Annotated in this window: 16 protein-coding genes and 1 pseudogene; 3 read left to right on the forward strand and 14 right to left on the reverse strand. The window is 64.6% G+C overall.

What is annotated here, in order from left to right; translation table 11 throughout:
• Positions 1–12: 12 nt before the first annotated feature.
• A complete protein-coding gene (locus tag B0G62_RS24760; protein ID WP_103706852.1) occupies positions 13–672 on the reverse strand; it encodes a DsbA family oxidoreductase in 660 nt (219 codons plus the stop codon).
• Positions 673–1,017: 345 nt separating this feature from the next.
• On the opposite strand from B0G62_RS24760, the gene B0G62_RS24765 reads away from it, so the two are divergent.
• The gene (locus B0G62_RS24765; RefSeq protein ID WP_103706853.1) at positions 1,018–2,460 is read left to right on the forward strand and encodes a DNA-binding protein; all 1,443 of its coding nucleotides are present in this window, start codon (positions 1,018–1,020) and stop codon (positions 2,458–2,460) included.
• Between the two features lie 93 nt (positions 2,461–2,553).
• On the opposite strand, the gene B0G62_RS24770 is transcribed toward B0G62_RS24765, so the two are convergent.
• From B0G62_RS24770 to acuR, 5 genes are all read right to left on the reverse strand, one after another.
• Positions 2,554–3,834, reverse strand: coding sequence for a cytochrome-c peroxidase (locus B0G62_RS24770; RefSeq protein WP_244193365.1), 1,281 nt, complete (start codon positions 3,832–3,834; stop codon positions 2,554–2,556).
• Between the two features lie 130 nt (positions 3,835–3,964).
• Positions 3,965–6,613, reverse strand: coding sequence for an alkaline phosphatase family protein (locus B0G62_RS24775; protein WP_244193366.1), 2,649 nt, complete (start codon positions 6,611–6,613; stop codon positions 3,965–3,967).
• A 266-nt stretch (positions 6,614–6,879) separates the two neighbouring features.
• Positions 6,880–7,896 (reverse strand): AraC family transcriptional regulator, encoded by a 1,017-nt coding sequence (locus tag B0G62_RS24780; protein ID WP_103706855.1) that lies wholly within the window; start codon positions 7,894–7,896, stop codon positions 6,880–6,882.
• Positions 7,897–8,019: 123 nt separating this feature from the next.
• The gene (gene acuI / locus B0G62_RS24785; protein ID WP_103706856.1) at positions 8,020–9,003 is read right to left on the reverse strand and encodes an acrylyl-CoA reductase (NADPH); all 984 of its coding nucleotides are present in this window, start codon (positions 9,001–9,003) and stop codon (positions 8,020–8,022) included.
• A 34-nt stretch (positions 9,004–9,037) separates the two neighbouring features.
• Complete coding sequence (acuR, locus tag B0G62_RS24790) at positions 9,038–9,688, reverse strand: acrylate utilization transcriptional regulator AcuR (RefSeq protein WP_103706857.1); 651 nt, start codon at positions 9,686–9,688, stop codon at positions 9,038–9,040.
• Positions 9,689–9,881: 193 nt separating this feature from the next.
• On the opposite strand from acuR, the pseudogene B0G62_RS32325 reads away from it, so the two are divergent.
• A pseudogene (locus B0G62_RS32325) lies at positions 9,882–10,073 on the forward strand (glutathione binding-like protein); the annotation flags it as partial.
• Positions 10,074–10,114: 41 nt separating this feature from the next.
• On the opposite strand, the gene B0G62_RS24795 reads toward B0G62_RS32325, so the two are convergent.
• The 3 genes from B0G62_RS24795 to B0G62_RS24805 all read right to left on the reverse strand — a co-directional run bounded on the left by B0G62_RS24795 (position 10,115) and on the right by B0G62_RS24805 (position 14,294).
• Positions 10,115–11,632, reverse strand: a complete 1,518-nt coding sequence (locus tag B0G62_RS24795) for a glycosyltransferase family 39 protein (protein ID WP_103706858.1) — start codon at positions 11,630–11,632, stop codon at positions 10,115–10,117.
• A gap of 53 nt (positions 11,633–11,685) precedes the next feature.
• The gene (locus B0G62_RS24800; RefSeq protein WP_103706859.1) at positions 11,686–12,078 is read right to left on the reverse strand and encodes a GtrA family protein; all 393 of its coding nucleotides are present in this window, start codon (positions 12,076–12,078) and stop codon (positions 11,686–11,688) included.
• Positions 12,079–12,362: 284 nt separating this feature from the next.
• On the reverse strand, positions 12,363–14,294 hold the full coding sequence (locus B0G62_RS24805) for an NHL repeat-containing protein (protein WP_103706860.1): 1,932 nt from the start codon (positions 14,292–14,294) through the stop codon (positions 12,363–12,365).
• Positions 14,295–14,895: 601 nt separating this feature from the next.
• On the opposite strand from B0G62_RS24805, the gene B0G62_RS24810 reads away from it, so the two are divergent.
• Complete coding sequence (locus B0G62_RS24810) at positions 14,896–15,243, forward strand: hypothetical protein (RefSeq protein WP_103706861.1); 348 nt, start codon at positions 14,896–14,898, stop codon at positions 15,241–15,243.
• Here B0G62_RS24810 and B0G62_RS24815 read toward each other — a convergent pair.
• From B0G62_RS24815 to B0G62_RS24835, 5 genes are all read right to left on the reverse strand, one after another.
• Positions 15,185–15,541, reverse strand: a complete 357-nt coding sequence (locus B0G62_RS24815) for a DUF971 domain-containing protein (RefSeq protein WP_103706862.1) — start codon at positions 15,539–15,541, stop codon at positions 15,185–15,187. The genes B0G62_RS24810 and B0G62_RS24815 overlap by 59 nt on opposite strands.
• Complete coding sequence (locus B0G62_RS24820) at positions 15,538–16,497, reverse strand: HEAT repeat domain-containing protein (RefSeq protein ID WP_103706863.1); 960 nt, start codon at positions 16,495–16,497, stop codon at positions 15,538–15,540. The genes B0G62_RS24815 and B0G62_RS24820 overlap by 4 nt, the downstream gene beginning before the upstream one ends.
• 63 nt (positions 16,498–16,560) lie before the next feature.
• Positions 16,561–16,824, reverse strand: a complete 264-nt coding sequence (locus B0G62_RS24825; RefSeq protein ID WP_103706864.1) for a 4Fe-4S dicluster domain-containing protein — start codon at positions 16,822–16,824, stop codon at positions 16,561–16,563.
• A gap of 35 nt (positions 16,825–16,859) precedes the next feature.
• Complete coding sequence (locus B0G62_RS24830; protein ID WP_407671239.1) at positions 16,860–18,608, reverse strand: fumarate reductase/succinate dehydrogenase flavoprotein subunit; 1,749 nt, start codon at positions 18,606–18,608, stop codon at positions 16,860–16,862.
• A 16-nt stretch (positions 18,609–18,624) separates the two neighbouring features.
• Positions 18,625–19,392 (reverse strand): GntR family transcriptional regulator, encoded by a 768-nt coding sequence (locus tag B0G62_RS24835; RefSeq protein WP_103706865.1) that lies wholly within the window; start codon positions 19,390–19,392, stop codon positions 18,625–18,627.
• Positions 19,393–19,578 lie beyond the last annotated feature (186 nt).

Here is a 19,578-nt window from a genome sequence, read left to right on the forward strand (position 1 = left end):
CCCGGTCGTCCCTCAACCTTCCTGTTGCGGCTCCGACAGAATCTGCCGGATCGCGTTTTCGAACGTCTCGACCGGCTGGCCGCCGCTAATCAGATACTGCTGGTTGAACACGATCGCGGGCACGGACTGAATACCCATCGCCTGCACCTGGGCTTCTTCGGCGCGGACTTCATCGGCGTAGGTGCCGTTTTCCAGCACCTTGCGCGCTTCATCGGCGTTCAGACCGGCCGATTGCGCGGCCTGCACCAGCACTTCGCGCTCGCTCACGTCCTGGCAGTCGCCGTGATACGCGCGCAGCAGCGCGAGCTTGAGCGCCAGTTGCTTGCCTTCGAGACCGGCCCAATGCAGCAGGCGATGCGCGTCGAAGGTGTTGTAGACGTGCGTGCGCGGGCCGAACGTGAAGCCCACGCTCGCGCCGCGCTCGCGGATCGCCTCCTGGGTTTCGGCGATCTGCTCGGGCGTGCGGCCGTACTTCTTGCCGAGATATTCGACGAGCGAGGCGCCGCCCGCGGGCATGTCCGGACTCAGTTCGAAGGGATGCACGGCGATGCGGGCGTCGACGGCGTCGCCCAGATTGTCCAGCGCGCGCAGCAGCGACGAAAGCCCGATTGCGCACCACGGGCAGGCGATATCGGAGATGAAATCGATTTGGAGCGGGGTCGCTTGAGTCATAACGGTTCCAGAAAGGGGGCGCTGTGCGGGCACAGCGCGGATCGGCCGATTCTCTCATGTCGCTGCAAAGCGCGCGGTTAGTGGGTTGATGCGTGAGTTGCGTGCGGCCATCCGGACATGCGAAATCAGTTGCGACCCTGATAAAGTACAAACCGGATTCAACAAGGCTCGAACTTGCGCCGATCTTGCGAATAGCTCCCTGTAAACCCGGCTTTTCGATCGATCAAGCGACACAGGCTTCCCCGACAATCTGTCGTATTGCGGGGCGAGACTGCGCCCACCCCAACTCATTCACTGATCGACGAATGGTCTTCGTCACCCTACTTACGCGTTATTGAGGCTGATATGTCTAGCAACAACATTGCGATCACCGATGAACTCGTTGCTGAAATCGCGGACCGCATGGCCGAGGAAGGCCAGCCGGTGTCGCCCGTGGCCATCTGGTCCGAAGTTCATACCGGATCGGTCGTGTCGGTCGCCGCGTCGCTGCGCAAATGGCGCGAAGCCCGCACGCCGCGCGTGCCGCAGGTCGTCGAGCGCCCCGCCTTGCCTGACGCCGTGACCGACACGATGCGCGACGCGCTCGACCGCCTGTGGTCGTCGGCGCAGGACGAAGCCGAGCGCGCGGTCGCCCGCCGCCTCAGCACGATGCGCCAGCGCGTGGACGATGCCTCCAACGAACGCGACGACGCGCTCGCGGAACTGCAGAACACGGTGCAGGAACTGGACACGCTGCAGGGCCAGCTGGATCGCGTGACGAGCGCCTACGAGGCGAAGGTCGACGTGGTCGCAGGCCTCGAAGAGGACATCGCCCTCGCGGTGCAGCGCACGGACGCCGCCGAAAAGCGCGTGCAGGAACTCGCGGATCGCGTCGCCGCGCTCGAAGCCGAGCTTGAAACCGCCATGGCGGAACTGACCGCGGAGCGTGAAGCGCGTGCCGCCGCCGAGGCACAGGTTGCGCCCGCAGCGGTCGAGGCTGTCGAGGCCGTCGAAACTGTCGAGGCACCTCAGGAAGAGTCGGCGGCAGACGAGCCTGCCGCCGTCGAAGCCGCTGACACCGTCGATCACGAAGCGCAACGCACGGCGCTGGAAGCCGCACATGCGGAAGCGGTCGCCCGTCTTGAAAGCGAAGTGGAAGCGATCCGCGCCGCGCTGCAAGCCGAGCAGGAAGCACACGCCGCGCAGCGCGAGGAAGTCAGCGGCGCGCAGGCCGCACGCGACGCCGCCGCGCTCGAACTGCGCAATGTTCAGGCGCAACTCGCGAGCCTCGCCGACGAGCGCGATGCTGGCGCCAGCGAGATCGCCCGTCTGTCGGCGAGCCTGACCGAGGTGCAGGAGCACGCCGCCGAGCTCGCGCAGAGCGTGGCTGCCAGCCAGACGAAGGAAACGGAAGAAGCCGCGCCGGCCGTGCATGTCGACGAAGAGGCGCTTGAGGCGCTCAAGGCCCAGCTCGCGCAGGAAGCGCAAACGCACGCCGCCGCACTGGCCGAAGCGCACGACAACCTGAAGAAGTGGTCCGACTACGCGAACGGCCTGAAGCAGCAACTGGTGCAGGCCAACGAACAGATGATGCTCGTGCATGCGCGCGGTGTCGGCGAAGCGTCGCTGAGCCGCCGACTGGCTGCGGAACTGGTCGAACTCAGCCCGGAAAACGAACTGCTGCGCAAGGAAGCGCAACAGCGCGTGATCGTCGAAGCCATGAGCGCGCAGCTGGCCCAGCAGGGTTATCACTACGACGTGGCCACGGGCGCGGTCACGAAGTTGAGCACCGAAGGCGCATCGGCCTGATGCTTGTAGCGTAGCGATCCGGGCGTCTGTGCGAGGTCCGGAGAAACGAAAACGCGCGGTCGATAGCCGCGCGTTTTTGCTTCTGGCCGCGATTCAATGCGCTTCGTGAAGCGCCGGGCCGCCCGATGTCGACGAATAGCCGTCGTTCAGCGTTCTCATGAACGCGGCAAGGTCCTGAATATCGGCTTCGTTCAGCGGGGCGGGCTCGCCGGGGTTGTGATTGAGGAAGGGCGGATCGAGCCGGTCGATGTTGTCGCGATACTTCGGCGGCAGATCGTCGTAGCGCACCAGCTTGCCGTTCTTCTTCGGATACCACTTCTGCGGGGCGGTGTCGCGCTCGGCGTAGAAGTGCAGCACCTCGTCCAGCGTATGAAAGCGGCCGTTGTGGAAGAAAACCGATCGCGTCGCCACGTTGCGCAACGTCGCGTCCTTGAAGAGGCCGCAGAAATCGGTCTCATCGGCCAGATCGTGACGGTATGGACCACATAAACCCATGTCGTAATACTTAGGATTGCGATTCGCTGGAATATCCGCGTTACGCGGCACGCCCAGCGCCGCATACTGGAAGTCCGAGAATTGCGCAGGACGCCCACCGGGACCGGGCTGGTCGAAATGACATTTCGCGCAATTGCCCTTCAATGGATTGTTGAACAATTGATAGCCGCGCAGCTCCTGGGCGGTGAACAGCGCATTGCCCGACATCACCGAATCGAACTTGCTCGTATAGGGGTGAAAGCTCGCGTCCTCGGTTTCGAAGGCCTGCAAGGCCATACCGATGCTGTCGAAAGCTTTGTCCGCATCCGCGAAAATCTGCGCGCCGAAGACCTGGCGGAACGTGTTCGCATACGCGCCGCGCTGGACTTTATCGACGACGACGGCGCGGCTAGTATTGGCCATCTCGTTCGGGTCGAGCATCGGGTGGCCCGCCTGTTCGTGCAGCGAGGCAATCGAGCCGTCGCGCATGAAGCCGCCTGCCGGGCCTTCGTCCTCGGTGTCTTCGGAGCCGGGGAAATAGTAGTGCCGCGTGAATTCCGGCGTGAAGGTCATATAGCGCAGCGTGGGCACCGCACGCGTGCCGGGCCGCTTCAGATCGGGGCCGCCGAGCTGCACGGCGAGGCCGTTGGGCGGCCCGTAGGCGTGCTCGGGACTGTGGCACGACGCGCAGGCCATCTTGCCCGACGCGGAGAGCGTGGCATCGAAGAAAATCTGCTTGCCGAGCGCAGCCTGCGGGCTCAGTTGCGCGGGCACGGCCGGATAGCGGACCCAGCGGCGCGTAGGCAATTGCATGGGCGGCGGGCCGGACACGCGTGGCGTATCGGCGAGGCTGGGCAGGGAGATGAAGGCGCCAGCCACGACGCCGCCAACCAGAAGCATCGCCAGCGCCATCCAGCCGGCGCGGTATGGAAGACCGTTTCGAATCATCGGTATAGAGCGGAAAGCAGAAAAGATGCGCGCGCCGGCCGGCCTTGCGGCCTGACCGGCGCGGCATCGAAGCGTCAAATCATCAGAACGCGAACATCGTCATCAGATCGCCGATGGCCGGCGTGCCGTTGGCGGGCACGTACGAGACGGCCTGCATCGACGGGTTCGGCAGACGGTCGCGGCTGCGCGAAGACAGAGCCGCGAGACGCCAGTTGCGCTCGATGAACTTCAGGATCGACGCGTGATCGTTGTACGTGTGATCGACGGACGCCTTGCGCGCATAGGGTGAAATCACCAGCATCGGAATGCGCGGGCCGTCGCCGAAGAAGTCGAGCGACTGGATCGGGCCGGTGTCGAAGTGGCCGCCGCCTTCGTCGGTCGTCACGAGAATCGCGGTGTTCGACCATTGCTTCGATGCGCTCACGGCCGCCACCACCTGGCTGAGCCACTGCTCGTAGGCCGCCGGCGACGAGAAGCCCGGATGGCCGCTGAACGTGTTCGGCGGCACGACGAACGAGACGGCCGGCAGATTGCCCGACTTCGCGGCGGTGACGAATGCCGTGAGGTCCTGCAGATTGCCCTTGAGCGACGACGTCATCACCTTTTGCGAGCCCACCAGCGGATCGCCGATGTTGTTGTACTCGGCCTGCTGCAGCAAACCGGCGAGGCTCGGCGCGAGCGCCGTGCTGCCGGTCAGGCTGGTCGCAAGCGAGTCGGCTTGCGCCTGCACGTCGGTCGTGTCGCGCGCGGTGGTGTACCAGCCCCACGACAGCCCCTTGGCGGCGAGCGCCTCGGCGATCGTCGGCACGCTCTGCGGCGGATAGTTGTAGTTGTTCGCGCCGATCGGCTGCGTGTTGCCGCTCAGGTCGTAGCCGGGGTTGTAGTTGTTGACCAGATAGTATTTGCCGGCGTCGCAGTTGCTCGCCACGTGCTTCGACGACAGAAAGCCGAGAATCGCGCCCACGCCCGGTTGCGTGCTGTCCGAGCAGTTCACCCACGAGCCACCCTGATAACCGTCCTGGGTGTAGAAGTTGGTGGTGCCCGCGAGCGGCTCGGGATTCTCGATCTGGTTCGCGGGCGGCGTGGCGATCGCGCCGTTGCTGTTGAACCAGGGCAGGTCGCCGGTGGCGATCGAGAAGAAGTTCATGCCGGTGCCGCCCATCACCGCCTGGTGATAGTTGTCGCTCAGCGCGTATTGCTGCGCGAGCGATTTCAGGTAGGGCGCGTCGCCCGCCGACATGTTCATGAAGCCCATCAGCTCGCCGCCCTGGCCGGGATTCGTCGGGCTGACCTGCGGGCCGCCGGGCACGTTCTCGACGGTGTCGCCGCCCTGGCCCGCCGTGGACGCGACCCACGTGAAGAGGTCGAGCTTCGCGTTGTCGCCGCCCGTTTGCTGCCACATCTGGAAGAAGCGGTGCACCGGGTCGCCCGTCGTGGCGACGAGGCCCAGCGATGAATAGAGCGTGTTGAGCGTCGCGAAGCCGGCATTGGTCGCCGCGGTGCCGACCAGCGCGACCACCGGCTGGCTGTAGTTGACGAGCGACGCGCTGGCGGCCGACGAGGTGATCTGGAACGGCCCGTTCTTCAAGCTGACCGGAAAGTCTCCATCGGCCGCGCCGTAAAGATAGGACGTGGGCGCGGCGCCCGGCGTCTTGCCCTGCGCGACCGAACTGATATACGCGGGCAGATTGTTCAGCGTGAGCATGCCGGTGTTTTCCGGCGAGGGCAGCGTGCTGTATGCGCCGGTGCGGGTCGGATTCAGCGTATAGGCGCTCGGCGCGGCGGCCTGGTTCTGCGCCGCGAGCGCGAAGTTGGGGCCGGGCGAACCGTCCGCGTTGATGATGCCCTCGGACAGCAGGTTCTTCACCGTCTGCCCGGACGGCGGCGCATAGGCGCCGAAGAGGCCGTCGAACGTCTGGTTCTCGCCGACGATCACCACGAGATGCTGGATCGGCGTGGTCGTCGCGCTTTGGCTCTGGGCGAGGGCGGCGGCCACCGGGCCGCTCGAAAGCGGCGCCGGCATCGCGCCGGTCAGGGGCAATTGCAGCGACTGGAAGCTGGCGGAATTCTGCGTCGGCGCGCCGTTGTTGTTGCCCACGTTGACCGTGGCGTTGTGCACGGTGAACCGTGTGTTGTCGAAGACGCTGTCGAGCGCATTCGATGAATTCGCCTGGTAGGTGGCCGAGCCGATCGGGTCAGCAACGAGCGCGGACGGCACGTTCATCGCAGTAAACAGCGGCTGCAGCACGGTATCGACTGCCGCGACCGCCTGGCTGATGCTCGCGGTGCTCACGTTCGCCGAGCTGATCTGCGAGGCCGTGGGAGCCGCCGTGAGCGCCGCGCCGAGCGCGCGCTGGGTAATCAGCGAAGTGAGCGGATTCAGATTGACGTTGAGCGTCTGCGTGCCGCCGCCGGTCGTGGGATCGATGATCGAGGACAGCACGGCCGGCGTGCCGTCCGCATCGGTGACGGGAACGGTCAGCACGAACGGGGCGTGGCCCGAGACCGCAACGGAGAACTGCCCGTTGGAATCGGTGACGGCGGACTGCGTGACAGCGCCGTTGCGATCGGTCACGGTGACGGGCACGCCGACCACTGCGTTGCCCTGGCCCGCCACGCCCGAAATCTGCAGGTGCGCGGTGTCGCTGATGCTGCTGCCGCAAGCCGCAAGACTTGCCGCGATCCCCGAAAAAGCCAACCTGCAGGCGAGCGTCATGGCGCGCGTTTTCATGTCAGGTTCCTGTAATTGTTGTGGAGTCGAAGGTGTGGTGCGTCGATTGCAGCAGACTGCAATTCGTTGCGGACGCAATCGATCGCGACGTGATGATGTCGGATCGATATGACATGCCTATGCGAGGGCGATGGGAAAAACAGAGCAATGCTTCTACGGCGCGGGTGCGTGGAATGGTGAAAAGCTTCGCGTTCGTTTCTGCGCGATTGCGCTTTTCGAGGAACGGCGCGTCGAAACCTGCATGCGTTGCGCACGCATCGACGCTTTTATCGCGCCAGCTTCCTGCTCACCAGCGCCCGAAAATCCAGCGGCGTCATGTCGTAGGTGCGCCGGAACGCGCGCGTGAAATCGGATGCGCTTTTAAAGCCAAGCCCATATGCGATCTCGACGACCGCGAGGTGGGGATGCCGGATCAGATCGTCGGCCGCGCGGCGCAGCCTTTGGTGGCGGATATAGGCGTTCACGCCGCCCTCGTGCTGAAACAGGCGATAGAGCGTCGGGCGAGGGAATTCAAACGCGGCCAGCACGCTTTCGGGAGAGAGTTCGTCCTCGCTCAGGTGCGCCTGGATATAGCGGCGAATCTGCCCGAACGTCGCCGCCCGGGCTGCCGCGCGCGTGTCGCCGCTCAGACGGGCCTGCCGGCCGAACGCAGCGACCAGCAGCCTGCCCGCCGCGCGAATGGCGTCGTCGGCCTCGGAGGCCTGCATGTCGGCGATGGTCTTGCTGAGCGCCGCGACGTGCTCGACGATGAGCCGTTCCAGCGGCAACGAACCATCGAGCCAACGCCCGTGGATCGCCTCGGGATCGGGAAAAACTTCCTGCACCAACGCACCCGGCACGAAGAACGTGATGACCCTGCATGCCTGTCGTTGCATGCGAAACGGCTGATTCATATCGAGCGCGAGGATGCGGGCGCAAGCCGCATTGGATTCGCGCGACGCGGCGCGTACGGCAATGTTGTCGACGCCGCCTTCCAGAAACACATGAAACACGAAATCGCGGACCCGGTCTGTCGAGATCCGGGCGAGCGAGCGATCGAGCACCATCAAGTCCGAGCGGCAATCGGTAAAGACCAGTTCGCCGACCTGAAAGCGGTCGATCGAAGCCTGAAACGGTGTTTCCAGAGCGGCTCGCGAAGGCAGCACGTCGACGATATGACCCACCCGGTCGCGCCAGGCAAGCAGGCGGCGTAGCGGCGCTTGCGCCGCTACGCTGAAACGACTATGGGCGATGTCGCGCGCGGGCGAAGCGAGGACATCGAACGAGGGGACGCCGGAGTTCATGGGGAACGCGCTGTGTGGGAGTCGACGCCCTGAAAATGTAACCGAAATATCGCCTGCGGTGGTTTCAGCAAAAAAAGGAGCCGCCGCGAATTGCAGACGCTGACGGCTCCGTTAAATGCGGGCTCATCGATTCACATCGACAACAACACGTCCACGCACGTGTCCATCCAGCAGATCGTGCGCGGCGGGAATAGCGGCATCCAGGCCGATTTCCCGCGTGATGGTGTCGAGCGCGCCCAGGTCGAGCGTGTCGGCCAGCGCCTGCCAGGCGTGCTGACGCTCAGCGAAAGAACGCGTGACGCTGTTGATGCCCAGCAGGCTGACGCCGCGCAGAATGAACGGCGCGACCGTGGCCGGAAAATCCATGCCTTGGGCGAGGCCGCAGGCCGCCACCGCGCCGTCCGCGCGCAGGCTCGCGCAGACGTTGGCGAGCGTATGACCGCCCACCGAGTCGATGGCTGCCGCCCAGCGCTCCTTCTGCAACGGCTTGCCGGGCGAGCCGAGCGTGGCGCGGTCGATGACCTCGGCCGCGCCCAGTTGTTGCAGCCACGCGGATTCCTGCAGCTTGCCCGTCGACGCCACCACGCGATAGCCGCGCCGCGCGAGCAGCGCGATCGCGAGGCTCCCCACGCCGCCGCTTGCGCCTGTCACCAGCACGTCGCCGTGACTGGCGCCGATGCCGTGCCGCTCCAGTGCGAGAATGCAGAGCATCGCCGTATAGCCCGCGGTGCCGACGGCCATCGTTTGCCGCGCCGTGAGTCCCTTGGGCAACGGGATCAGCCAGTCGCCGCGCACGCGCGCCTTTTGCGCGAGACCGCCCCAGTGCTGTTCGCCCACGCCCCAGCCGTTGAGCACGACCGCATCGCCCGCGGCATAGCGCGAGTCCGCGCTATGCGCGACCGTGCCCGCGAAATCGATGCCCGGCACCATCGGAAAGCTACGCACGACCGGGCCTTTGCCAGTGATGGCGAGCCCGTCCTTGTAGTTCAGCGTGCTGTACTGCACGTCGACGAGCACGTCGCCGTCGGGCAGGCGTGCTTCGTCGATGTCGCTCACACGCACCGAATATGTTTCGGATTCCTTCTCAATTAGAATGCCTTTAAACATGATGTGTGTCTCGCTGTGGATGTTTGTGGCCGATCTATTGCGCCGAAGGCGTATGGCCGAGCCCGGCAATGAAACCGTCGAAAAACGTCTGCAATGGCGCACCGTCGCGCACGACGCGCGCGCGCAGCACCGCGCCTTCCCAGCCGATCCAGAAGAACGCGGCCAGCGCGTCGAGATCGGCGTTTTTTGCCACGCGGCCCTCGCGCTGCGCGTCGGCAAGACAGGCGCGCACGCGCGTCTGCCAGCCCTGCAGCGCAGCTTCCAGGCGTAGGCGGTAATCCTCGGGCAGGATGCCCACCTCCAGCCCCAGATTGCCGACCAGGCAGCCACGCGTGTAGTCGTAGCGCGCCATGCCGGTTTTGGCGTTGTCGACGAAGGCGGCGAGGCGCTCCAGCGCGAGCTGCGTGTCGTCGGTCAGCCAGCGGTCGAGCATCGCGCAGAAATAGGCGTCGTAGGCGTCCATCAGCGCGTGGCCGAAGGCTTCCTTGCTGTCGAAGTAGTGATAGAACGAGCCCTTGGGAATGCCGGCGAGCTTGAGCACGGTATCGAGGCCCGTAGCGGCGAAACCCTGGCTCGTCAGCAGTTCCAGGCCCGCGCGGATCAACGTGTCGCGCGTATCGCCGTGCGCGCGCGGATCCTTGGGCGGGCGGCCGCGACGCGGCTTTGGGGTGGGAGATGTATCCATACCGTGATATTAGACCGATCGTCTCAGAAATTCAACAACCTTGTTTACGCGGCGTGAAAATGGGGAGGCTGGGATACATTTTGTGCCTGCGGTACAAACAACTCCCAGGCAGTCCATATTGTTTTTCGTAAAACTGGTTTCGATGCCGGATTGATCGAGGTAGGCGCGAGCAGACATGTGATCGCGGTCGGCGGACCAGCAGCTTGATGGACCGCGTTATCTGGCGGGCGATAGGTTCACGCTCGCCAATGCGTATTTGTTTGCGCTGACTGGATGGGGAAAGGCGGGGAGGATGAAGTCGGTCTACAACGCCGATATCGATTTGAACAGCTTTGGGAATTTTCGGCAGCGGTATGAACGCGTACGGGCGAGGCCGTGCGTTCGAGCGGCACCGTGCGGGCCATGCCGCACGGCTTGCCATGCAGATCAACCCTGCGGCGCCACCACAAAAAACACATACTCACGCGCCGCCAGTTCACGGCCCCAGGCGTGCTTGTGCACGCTCACCGGCTCGGGCTCCTCGCCGCTGATCCAGCGCGCCTGCACGATGCAATGCACGTCGCCCATACGGCAGACGAACAGCGCGCCGCGCTGGTCCAGTCCTGCGAGATGCAGCCAGGGCGTCGTTTGCGGCTCGCCCATATTCCAGTACTGCGTCTGCCCGCGGCTATAGAACGCCACGGACTGCGCCTCGTGCGGCGACCCCGCCACGGCAGGGACATCGTGGCCAAAGCGCTGATTCCACATGCCTTGAGCCGCGGCGGCGAGTTCGGCGCGTGGCTCGGCGGCGTCGTCGCTGTTGCGGCGCGCACCCAGGTAGCCGATCGTCGCCGTCACTGCGAGCACGATGAGCCAGTAGCCGCCCAGCACGCGCAGCGCGCGTGCGGGAACGAGCGCGATTCCCGCGCGGTCCAGCACGGCGAGCCAGAGCGGCGCGATGGCGAACCATTGCGCCATGCCCCAGACCGATGCCATCTGCGTGCGCGCGGCGCAGGCGATCAGGCCGACGGCGAACAGCGGGCCGAGCGTGAGCCACCAGAGATCCGGGTTGAGCGAGGGCTTGACCAGACTCGCGGCCATCAGCCTGGCCGCTTCGCCGCGGCGCTCGCGCACCATCAGCAGCATGGCGGCAAAGCTCAGCGCGAGGTAACCGATCTGCGCCAACGTGTAGATGCCGAAGCGCCCCAGCGCCGCGCCGATCGATCCGCCCGTGCGTTTGTCGGCGTAGGCGAAAGTCGGGAAATGATTGACCACGAGCCAGTGCACATGCGGCGCGAGCGCGGCCGCGAAAGCCAGCGCGACGAGCAGCGTGCGGCGCTCGATGAGGCGCGCGCGCCAGGCCGGGCGCGCAAGCGTCGCGAAGACCAGCGCGGCCAGCAGCACCACCGAGAAATATTTGCCCAGCACGGCAGCCGCCGCGAATACGCCCAGCGCGAGCGCGGCGCGCGCTTCGCGCGTCTGCATGTAGCGCACGAAGAAGTACGCCGTCCACGGCCAGACCGATAGCAGCACCGAATTCGCGTTGAACTTGATCGCGAGGTTGGAGTAGAGCGGCGAAATCGCCATCGCGACGCCCGCGAGCAGTGCAAGCCGGCGAGGCACGAAGCGCCCGGCCAGTGCGACGATGCCGAACAGTCCCGCCATCGCGTTGAGTGACGACAGCGCGAAATACGCGATATCCGTATGCGGAAACACGCGGAACCAGCCAGCCGTGATCCATGCGAAGAGCGGCGGATGCTTGGCATAACCGGCCTGCCATTCGATGCCCCAGACGTAGTTCTCGACCATGTCGCCCGGCGTGTCGAGATTGCTGCGCGAGAGCCAGGCCGCAAGCGTCCAGACGAGCGCGTGCAGCGGCAGCAGCCAGAACAGCTTGCCGGTCTCGTTCGATTCGCGCATGCGCGCGGCCGCGATTGGCGGCTGGAGTGTGGTGGTGTGTGACATGGGTGATGCGGTCCGCTAAAAAATAGGCCGGAAGTGTGCCAAATCCCTGGCGCTCAGGCGCGGCGGGTCTGGAAGGTCCAGAGCGAATTCGCGCTGTAGGTCAGGATCAGCACACAGGCCGTGGTGATGCATTGGGCCAGCAGCCAGCCGGTCGCGAAGCGGTGGATCAGCCCATACATGAGCGCGCTGTTGAGCGCGACGCCCACCGCCGCGACGGCGAAAAAGCGCGGTGCGGCTTCGCGGTGCGAGCGTGTGGCGCGGAAGGTCAGGCGGTAGTTCAGGACGTAATTGACGATGGCCCCGGCGACTGCGCCTGTCGCCGATGCCGCCACCGCGCCGCACGCGTGCACCAGCACGAGCGCGCTGAGCACGCCGTACTGCACGGCGGTCCCGGCTGCACCGACGCAGGCATAACCGGCAAAACGCCGGATCTGGGCCAGCTTCATGCGCCGCGCCGTAGGAGCGGGCCGCTCATCGGGACCGCTGCGGTGTTGTTTTGAAGCTGCACGGCGAGCGACAGCCGCAAACGTGCAAGGGGATCGTGGTTCACTTTTTTCTCGGGCAGGGTCGGACGCCCTTTTTCTGGCCATCCGGCGCGGCGGCGCGCTGGACGGCAACCTTATGTGGCACCCATATGTCGGCTGGTTTGCCGCAATCTTTAGATCAAGCGCCGGAATTCTACCCTGGGGTGCTCCCGATTACGTTCGCTTCATCGAATGAAAAAACGCTTTCACGGCATCCATCGATGCACGACCACGCTTGTGCCGTTGTAATTGTCCTTGGTGATCACGTACTCGCCGTTGGAGCGCAGATACACGCGCAGCCCGTACATCGAATCGACATCGTTGCCCACGTCCACGTTGCCGGGATTCGCGTTGGTGAGCGTGGTGACGAGTTGGCCCGTTGTAAGGTTGTAGATGTCGATATTGGGCACCGTATGCACGTAGCCGACGAAAAGATAGTTACCGGCCGCGGCGATCGACTTCGGGTTCGGACTGGTGAGCGTGATGACCGGGCCGGGTTTGCTGATGTTGCCCGCGGCCCAGCCGTGATAGACCTGGATCGTGCCGTTCATGGCGGTCCAGTCCCAGTTGCCGGCCAGGCCTTGCGCGAGAATCATCGTATCGCTTTCCGGCTGATAGACGATGCGCGCGGTGGGCCGCACGCTCTCGGGCGTCGAGATCGTCGAAGCCGCGCCCCACGACGGCTTGCCGGTGCCGTCGAAACCGTTGAACGGGTAGTGATAGATGTGGTTGGTGCGGTCGAGTCCGGCCCAGATATCGCCACGGCTGTCGAGGCAGAAGCCGCCCGTCACCTGCAAGGTCGTGTTGAATGCGGAGCCGGGCAGCGAGGCGTCGGGAATGGCGATATAGCCGCTCGCCGTATTGAAGTGATAGAGGTAGAAAATGCCGGGATTCTGGCCGGACGCGACCAGAATGCGGTTGCCGCCCACCGTGACGAGCTGGCCGAAGTGCTCGTCGCGCTGCGTGTCGTTCATGTTCAGGCGCGGGTCGTTCGGGTAAGTGAACGGGTCGACCGTATTGGCGACGAAGGTGCCGCCCGCCGTGCCCGTGAAGATGTCCGTGCCGCTGTAGAAAAGGGTGGAATCGGTGAGCGGATCGGGCGCGGCCACGCCTTCGAAGTTGAGCGCCTGCAGTTTGTAGAGCAGCGTGCCGGCGGCGCTGTAAGCGTGGATATCGGTGCCGCCGTTGCGGCCCAGATCCCAGCCGCCGCCCCACGGATTGTTGAGCACATAGAGATTGCCCGCGCTGTCCTTGCCGATGCCGGTGATGCGCGTGAAGCGCTTGTCGCCCACCTGGCCCTTGATGCCGCTCGTGGTGTCCAGGTAGCCGCCCGTCACGCCGAAGGTGCCGGTGAACGTCGGCGTGCCTGCGAGGCTATAGAGCTTGATGTTCATGTCCGGCCCTTCGTCGCCCACCATCAGCAGGCCGGTGGACGCATCGAAGTAAAGCGCCGAGGGCTGCGCGCCCGCCGCCATCTGGATCGTCTGCAAGGGCGCGCCCGCCGCGCTGAATTCGTTGATCGTGCCCGTGCTCTTTTGCGCCACCCAGAGATTGCCCGCGCTGTCGAGCGCGAGCGCGCCGGGGCTTTTAAGCGCGATGTCGCGTTGCCAGACGCCGTCGGTGGTGAACACGCGTACGCGGTTGCCGAAGAAGTCACTCGCATAGAGCAGATTGCCGGCGGTGGCGAGGCCCGTGATGGCGTCGGCGCGGCTCACCTTGTTCCAGACGCTCACGTTGATGGTGAAGTCGCGCGTGCCGTCCGCGCGCCGGTAGCGCCCGACCGTGCCGCTGCCGTACGAGGTGCCCGATTGCAGCGCGGCGAAAATCGAGGTGGCGTTGCCGGTGATCGCGCCGCCCTGGAACTCGTCGTGAAGGCCGATCGAACCCAGGCTCTTGCCGTTCTGATAAATGGCGACGCCGCCTTCGTTCTCGTCCCAGAACGAGGCCGTATAGATGACGCCATCGGGCGAGACCCACATCGAGCGCGCGCCGTTGCCGACATGCGCGGCGAGCGTGCCATAGGTGTTGGCGAGCCAGTCGGTGGTGTACTGCTGTGCCGACGCGGCGGGCGCGAAGCAAGCGAGGGCTGCGGCGGACAGCAGCGTGAGCGGGAGGGCGCGCGTGCGCTTCGTGAACATGGGACAAAACTCCTGATGCACTCGTGCAGAGAGGCGATGAGGCTGGTTGAAAGGATAAAAACCGTCGTGCGACGCGTTGTGCGGCCCGTGCGCGCGCAATCGCCATGCCACCATGCCATGCGAATGCAAACGTTTGCGCTGCAAGAAATGCGAAATAAATCGATATGCGCGGCCATGCGGCTTCGTTCATGCGCGGTGGATCGAAATATTTTGTTTGCTCTGTCTGGGGATGGCGGCGTTTGACGGGTTTGCGCCCGCGTCGTGGAATTATTCGTCAACGCAACGCTCGTTTTTTGTGCGGCTTCTTGCGCGCTTGCGCCTGTCACCCGGATGTCATCGAACGGTGCAAATTGACAAGCATGACTAACGAATGAAAGCGTGCTGATTTTGTGGTTTCACACGGCTGTCGTATGCTGTTCAGCACGATGGCGGCCGGGCAGCGTATATTCGCCAGTTGCGCCGGCGTGCGACGGCCAGCGAACGGGCGGCGGTGCTCACGAAACCGCACCCTTCACCCGTTCCGATGCACAATGCCTTCTTTGCTTGCTTTAGCGACGTCCGGCCATAGCTATGGAGCCTATGTCTGGAAACCAGGGACAGCATGCCAGTGAAAACGGAATTCATCGAAGCGAGCAGTGCCCGCCCGGAATTGCTCTGTTATCTCGTGGCGATCGCCGCGTCGTCTTACGCGCTCACGCAGGAATGGCGCATCGATCATGTCGTGTCGTGCTGCCGCGAGTGGCTGCACAAGGCCGATGCGACGATGCACTGGCTCGATCGCGTGCGTCTGGGCCAGCTCGCGCTGAAGATTGCGAGTCGCGACCTGCTGGGCGCGGGGATCGCCGTGCGCCTGTCGAGTGTCTCGGCCCTCTTTACCAGTGAAATGGAACTCAATGAGGCATCGACGATGGTTCAGCGGATGATGTCACTGTGCCAGGAAGCGCTGTAAGCCTTGCCCGATCAGCGGGCGGCGTGAAATTCTCGAGCCAGTTCCACGGGTAAATGCCCCGGTCGTGGCCATCGCTGAAAACGAGTTGCACGCCGTAGCCCATAGGCGCAATGCCGGTGAGCGTGAGATCCAAAGGGATCGATCCGGCCAGATCCATGCCACGCAGGCGCGCACCGCGACAGGGCCCGCAGGGACAAGCGGCCCGCAACGCGGTTGCAGACAGGCGCTGCCAGCCGCCGTCGGGCCAAATCAGCACGAGTGCCGCGCCTTCGGCGCGCAATTCCACGGGAACGTTCACGATGCGGCGCCTTCGAGCTGCTGCAAGGCGATGCGCACGGCCTTGCGCACTTCGGGGTCGCGATCTTCCAGCGCCGCCTGCAACGGCGCGATGCTGTGGGCCGAACCGAGTTCGCCCAGCGCGAGCGCTGCCTCCTTGCGCAAATTGCTGATCGAATGGCTGAGCAACGCGCTGACCGCAACCGCCGCCTGCGGGTCGGCGAGGCGGCCAAGCGCACGCGCCGCGCGCAGGCGCACCTGCCAGTAATCGTCGTCGAGCGCGGCCACGAGCGCATCGCGCGCCGCGTGGGCGCGCAGCTTGCCGAGCGTCGTCGCGGCTTCCTCGCGCACCTGCCAGTCGGCGTCGTGCAGGGCGTGCAGCAGCGCGGGCGCTGCGTGCTCATCGTCGGCGGCTGCAAAGCCAAGCGCCCCTGCCGCCGCGCGCCGCACCGCGCCGTGAGCATCCGAGGCCAGCAACGCGGCGAGCGGCGCGAGCGCGCGCGAGTCCTTGAGCCAGCCGAGCACGGCCACGGCTTCGAGCCGCACTTCGGCGTGCGCATCGTCGAGCGCGGCGCGTGCAGGTTCGAAAGCGGCGGCGTCACGCAGCTCGCGCAGTCCGCGCAATGCGGCGCTGCGCGCGAACGGCTCGGGCCGCGCCGCCCAGCGCCGCAGCACGCTCGCCGACGCCGCATCCTTGAGTTCCGAAAGCGCCTGCTGGGCCGCTTCGCGCACGGCAGCATCGGCGTCCAGCAATGCAGCGCACAGCGCTTCCACTACGTCTTCCTGTTCCCACGCGGCCAGCACGGCCGCCGCCTCGCGGCGCACTTCGGGCGCGGTGTCGCCGCGCAGCGTCGCGACCAGCGCGGGGATCAGCGCTTCGTCTTCGAGATCGGCGAGATCGAGCACGGCGATGCGGCGCACGGCGGCGTCCGGATCGTTGAGGCGGGCGAGCGCGTTGGATTCAAAAAAATCAGTCATTTTGAAATCGATAGGGAATGCGAATTATCGTGACGCGCTGGGGTGCATCGAAGCCACGACGATTCAGCGCAGCAAGTAGGGAATTTCGACCTTGACCGCGCCGGTCGGGCAATCGCGCTCGCAGGGCATGCAATACCAGCATTCGTCGAACTGCATATACGCCTTGCCTTTGGACATGTCGATTGCGAGCAGATCGAGCGGGCATACATCGACGCAAACGGTGCAGCCTTTGTCCGCGATGCAGCGGTCCTCGTCGATGGTGACGGGCGCACTGCTGCGCTGGAAAATATCGTGGGGCTTGAAGGACGTAGGGGACGTAGAGGACATGATGTTTTTTCTCCGGGCTTTTTCAGTCAGCCAGTTCAGTGCGCTTCAGCCAGTTCCTGCGCGGGCCGGATGCGCATGCGGCCATAGGCGTTTTGCTCGTCCGCGCCGATCGGCACGACATAGGGCTTGACGGCGCGTTTTTCGCAGATCATGTTGCCGCTCGCGTTCTTGCGCAGATCGGTGTGGCAGAACCAGTTGGCGTCGTCGCGCTGCGGATAATCGACGCGATGGTGATAAAGCCCCCAGCGGCTTTCGGTGCGATACAGCGAGGCGCGCGCCGCCATTTCCGCGCAATCGCGAATTGCCCGCACTTCGGCGGCGCGCATCAATTCGTGCGGGTGATTGGCCTTGATGGCCTCGATATCTTCGGCGATGGCATCGAAGCGTTGCAGGCCGATTTCCATCTTGCGCGTGACCTTGGGCGGTTGCAGATAGTCGTTCACCATGCGGCGCAGCTTGTATTCGACCTGCGCGGGCGCGAGACCGTCCGTGCGGGCGAACGGTGCATAGATGCGTGCGCGTTCGGCGGCCAGTTGCGCCTGGTCGAGCGGCGCGTGTTCGCGGCCCGCCACGTAATCGGCGGCGTCGTGGCCCGCGAACCAGCCGTAGGTAAACGCGCCCAGCATGTAGTTGTGCGGTACGGCGGCCATATCGCCGGCGGCATAAAGACCTGGCACGGTCGTGCGCGCGCGGGCATCCACATAGACGCCCGAAGCGCTATGCCCGCTACAAAAACCGATCTCGGAGATATGCATTTCCACCATCTGCGAGCGGTAGTCGGTGCCGCGTCCCGCATGAAAGCGTCCACGGCTCGGGCGCTCATTGGTGTGCAGAATCTGCTCGATCGTCTGGATGGTCTCCTCGGCGAGATGGTCGAGTTTGAGGAACACCGGACCGTTGCCGCTTTGCAGTTCCTGATAGAACTCCCACATCATCTGGCCGCTCCAGTAATCGCATTCGATGAAGCGTTCGCCCTTGCCGTTGGCCGTGAAGCCGCCCAGCGGGCCGGTCACGTAGGCGCAGGCCGGACCGTTATAGTCCTTGATGAGCGGGTTGATCTGGAAGCATTCGAGATTGGTGAGCGCCGCGCCTGCGTGATAGGCCATGGCATAGCCGTCGCCCGCGTTGGTGGGGTTTTCGTAGGTGCCCATCAGATAGCCGGAGGAGGGCAAACCGAGCCGTCCGGCCGCGCCGCAGCAAAGAATCACCGCCTTCGCGCGCACTACTACGCTGTGTGCCGTGCGGCAATCGAAGCCGATCACACCCGACACGGCGCCTTGTGCATCCGTGAGCAGACGCGTGGTGACAACGCGATTGGTGATATCGATACGCGTGCGCTTGAGCTGGCGGTACAGCACTTTCTTGATGTCGTGGCCTTCGGGCATGGGCAGCACGTAGGCGCCCATGTGATGCACCTTCTTGACCGCATAATCGCCGTTGCCGTCTTTTTCGAACTTCACGCCCCAGCGATCGAGCTGTTCGATGGTGGTGAAGCTGTGCTTCGCATACGCATAGACGGCGTCCTGATCGACGATGCCGTCATTGGCGATGGTGATTTCACGCGTGTATTGCTCGGGCGTGGCATGGCCCGGAATCACGGCGTTATTCAGGCCGTCCATGCCCATCGAGATCGCGCCGCTGCGCTTCACATGGGCCTTTTCGAGCACCAGCACGCGCAGCGCGGGATTGCGCTCCTTCGCCTTGATGGCCGCCATCGGCCCGGCCGTGCCGCCGCCCACCACGACGATATCGTACTCCAGCACTTCGGTAGGGATCGTTTGCATATTCATTACGTCATCCTTATGGATTGGCTGTATGCGAAGCGTTTTTGTCGCGATCCACGCGCAGGCGGTACTGGAACGCGTCGCCGCGAAAGTAGAGATACTCGTAGTCGATCGGCGTGCCGCCGGCGTCGTGCGTGGTGCGCTCGATGCGCAGTACCGGGCTGCCTTCCTGCACGCGCAGCGCATCGACGATGTCGTCGTCCGCGAGCATGGCGTCGATCGACACGTCGGCATGACCGAGCGCCACGCCGCAGTCGTTTTCCAGAATCAGAAAAATGTCGCGCGCCACCAGATCGGCGTTGGCCAGTCGCTTGCCCAGCGCCTCGGGCAGCCAGGTGAGTTCGAGCGAGACCGGTTCGCGGTTCAGCAGGCGCACGCGATGGATCTCAACCACGTTCTCGCCTTCGGCCAGCTGCAGCTTTTGCGCAACGTGACGGCTGGCCTTCACGACGCGAAACGAGCGCAACTGATTGACGATCTCATAGCCCATCGACGACATGGCCTCGGCGAACCCTTGCAAAGAGGTCACGTTCTGGAACGCCTTGGGCTTGGACACGAAGGTGCCCTTGCCATGCAGGCGAAACACGAGGCCTTCCTTTTGCAGGTCGCCCAGCGCCTGGCGCACCGTGATGCGGCTCACGCCGAAAAGCGCGCAGAGTTCGTGCTCGGACGGCATCTGGCTGTGCGGGGCATAGGTGCCGTCCAGAATACGTGCGCGCAGCGTGTCCTTGATCCTGGCGTAGAGCGGTTGAGGCGGCAGGGCGATGAGCTTGTTCTGGGACATGGCTAACTTGTTATAACAAGATGGAGCCAAGCTTAATCAGCGTGCGCGGCGACGTCAAAGAAGGATTTCTGCTATCGACGTTCCATGCAGCGCTTAAGCGATGTGTGCCTCGTGCGTGAGCACCTTTCATATTCATTCGCGCAATCCTTGGTAGGCGCGACGGCGCGCATCGTCCAGAATGGGGCG

It is taken from the genome of Paraburkholderia eburnea, from assembly GCF_002917095.1.
Classification (GTDB): Bacteria; Pseudomonadota; Gammaproteobacteria; order Burkholderiales; family Burkholderiaceae; genus Paraburkholderia; species Paraburkholderia eburnea.

What these genes read in the sequence shown, in the direction of transcription:
- B0G62_RS24760 (WP_103706852.1), bottom strand. Translation starts at nt 672, where the DNA reads ATGACTCAAGCGACCCCGCTCCAAATCGATTTCATCTCCGATATCGCC.
- B0G62_RS24765 (WP_103706853.1), top strand. Translation starts at nt 1,018, where the DNA reads ATGTCTAGCAACAACATTGCGATCACCGATGAACTCGTTGCTGAAATC.
- B0G62_RS24770 (WP_244193365.1), bottom strand. Translation starts at nt 3,834, where the DNA reads ATGCTTCTGGTTGGCGGCGTCGTGGCTGGCGCCTTCATCTCCCTGCCC.
- B0G62_RS24775 (WP_244193366.1), bottom strand. Translation starts at nt 6,613, where the DNA reads ATGAAAACGCGCGCCATGACGCTCGCCTGCAGGTTGGCTTTTTCGGGG.
- B0G62_RS24780 (WP_103706855.1), bottom strand. Translation starts at nt 7,896, where the DNA reads ATGAACTCCGGCGTCCCCTCGTTCGATGTCCTCGCTTCGCCCGCGCGC.
- acuI (WP_103706856.1), bottom strand. Translation starts at nt 9,003, where the DNA reads ATGTTTAAAGGCATTCTAATTGAGAAGGAATCCGAAACATATTCGGTG.
- acuR (WP_103706857.1), bottom strand. Translation starts at nt 9,688, where the DNA reads ATGGATACATCTCCCACCCCAAAGCCGCGTCGCGGCCGCCCGCCCAAG.
- B0G62_RS24795 (WP_103706858.1), bottom strand. Translation starts at nt 11,632, where the DNA reads ATGTCACACACCACCACACTCCAGCCGCCAATCGCGGCCGCGCGCATG.
- B0G62_RS24800 (WP_103706859.1), bottom strand. Translation starts at nt 12,078, where the DNA reads ATGAAGCTGGCCCAGATCCGGCGTTTTGCCGGTTATGCCTGCGTCGGT.
- B0G62_RS24805 (WP_103706860.1), bottom strand. Translation starts at nt 14,294, where the DNA reads ATGTTCACGAAGCGCACGCGCGCCCTCCCGCTCACGCTGCTGTCCGCC.
- B0G62_RS24810 (WP_103706861.1), top strand. Translation starts at nt 14,896, where the DNA reads ATGCCAGTGAAAACGGAATTCATCGAAGCGAGCAGTGCCCGCCCGGAA.
- B0G62_RS24820 (WP_103706863.1), bottom strand. Translation starts at nt 16,497, where the DNA reads ATGACTGATTTTTTTGAATCCAACGCGCTCGCCCGCCTCAACGATCCG.
- B0G62_RS24825 (WP_103706864.1), bottom strand. Translation starts at nt 16,824, where the DNA reads ATGTCCTCTACGTCCCCTACGTCCTTCAAGCCCCACGATATTTTCCAG.
- B0G62_RS24830 (WP_407671239.1), bottom strand. Translation starts at nt 18,608, where the DNA reads ATGCAAACGATCCCTACCGAAGTGCTGGAGTACGATATCGTCGTGGTG.
- B0G62_RS24835 (WP_103706865.1), bottom strand. Translation starts at nt 19,392, where the DNA reads ATGTCCCAGAACAAGCTCATCGCCCTGCCGCCTCAACCGCTCTACGCC.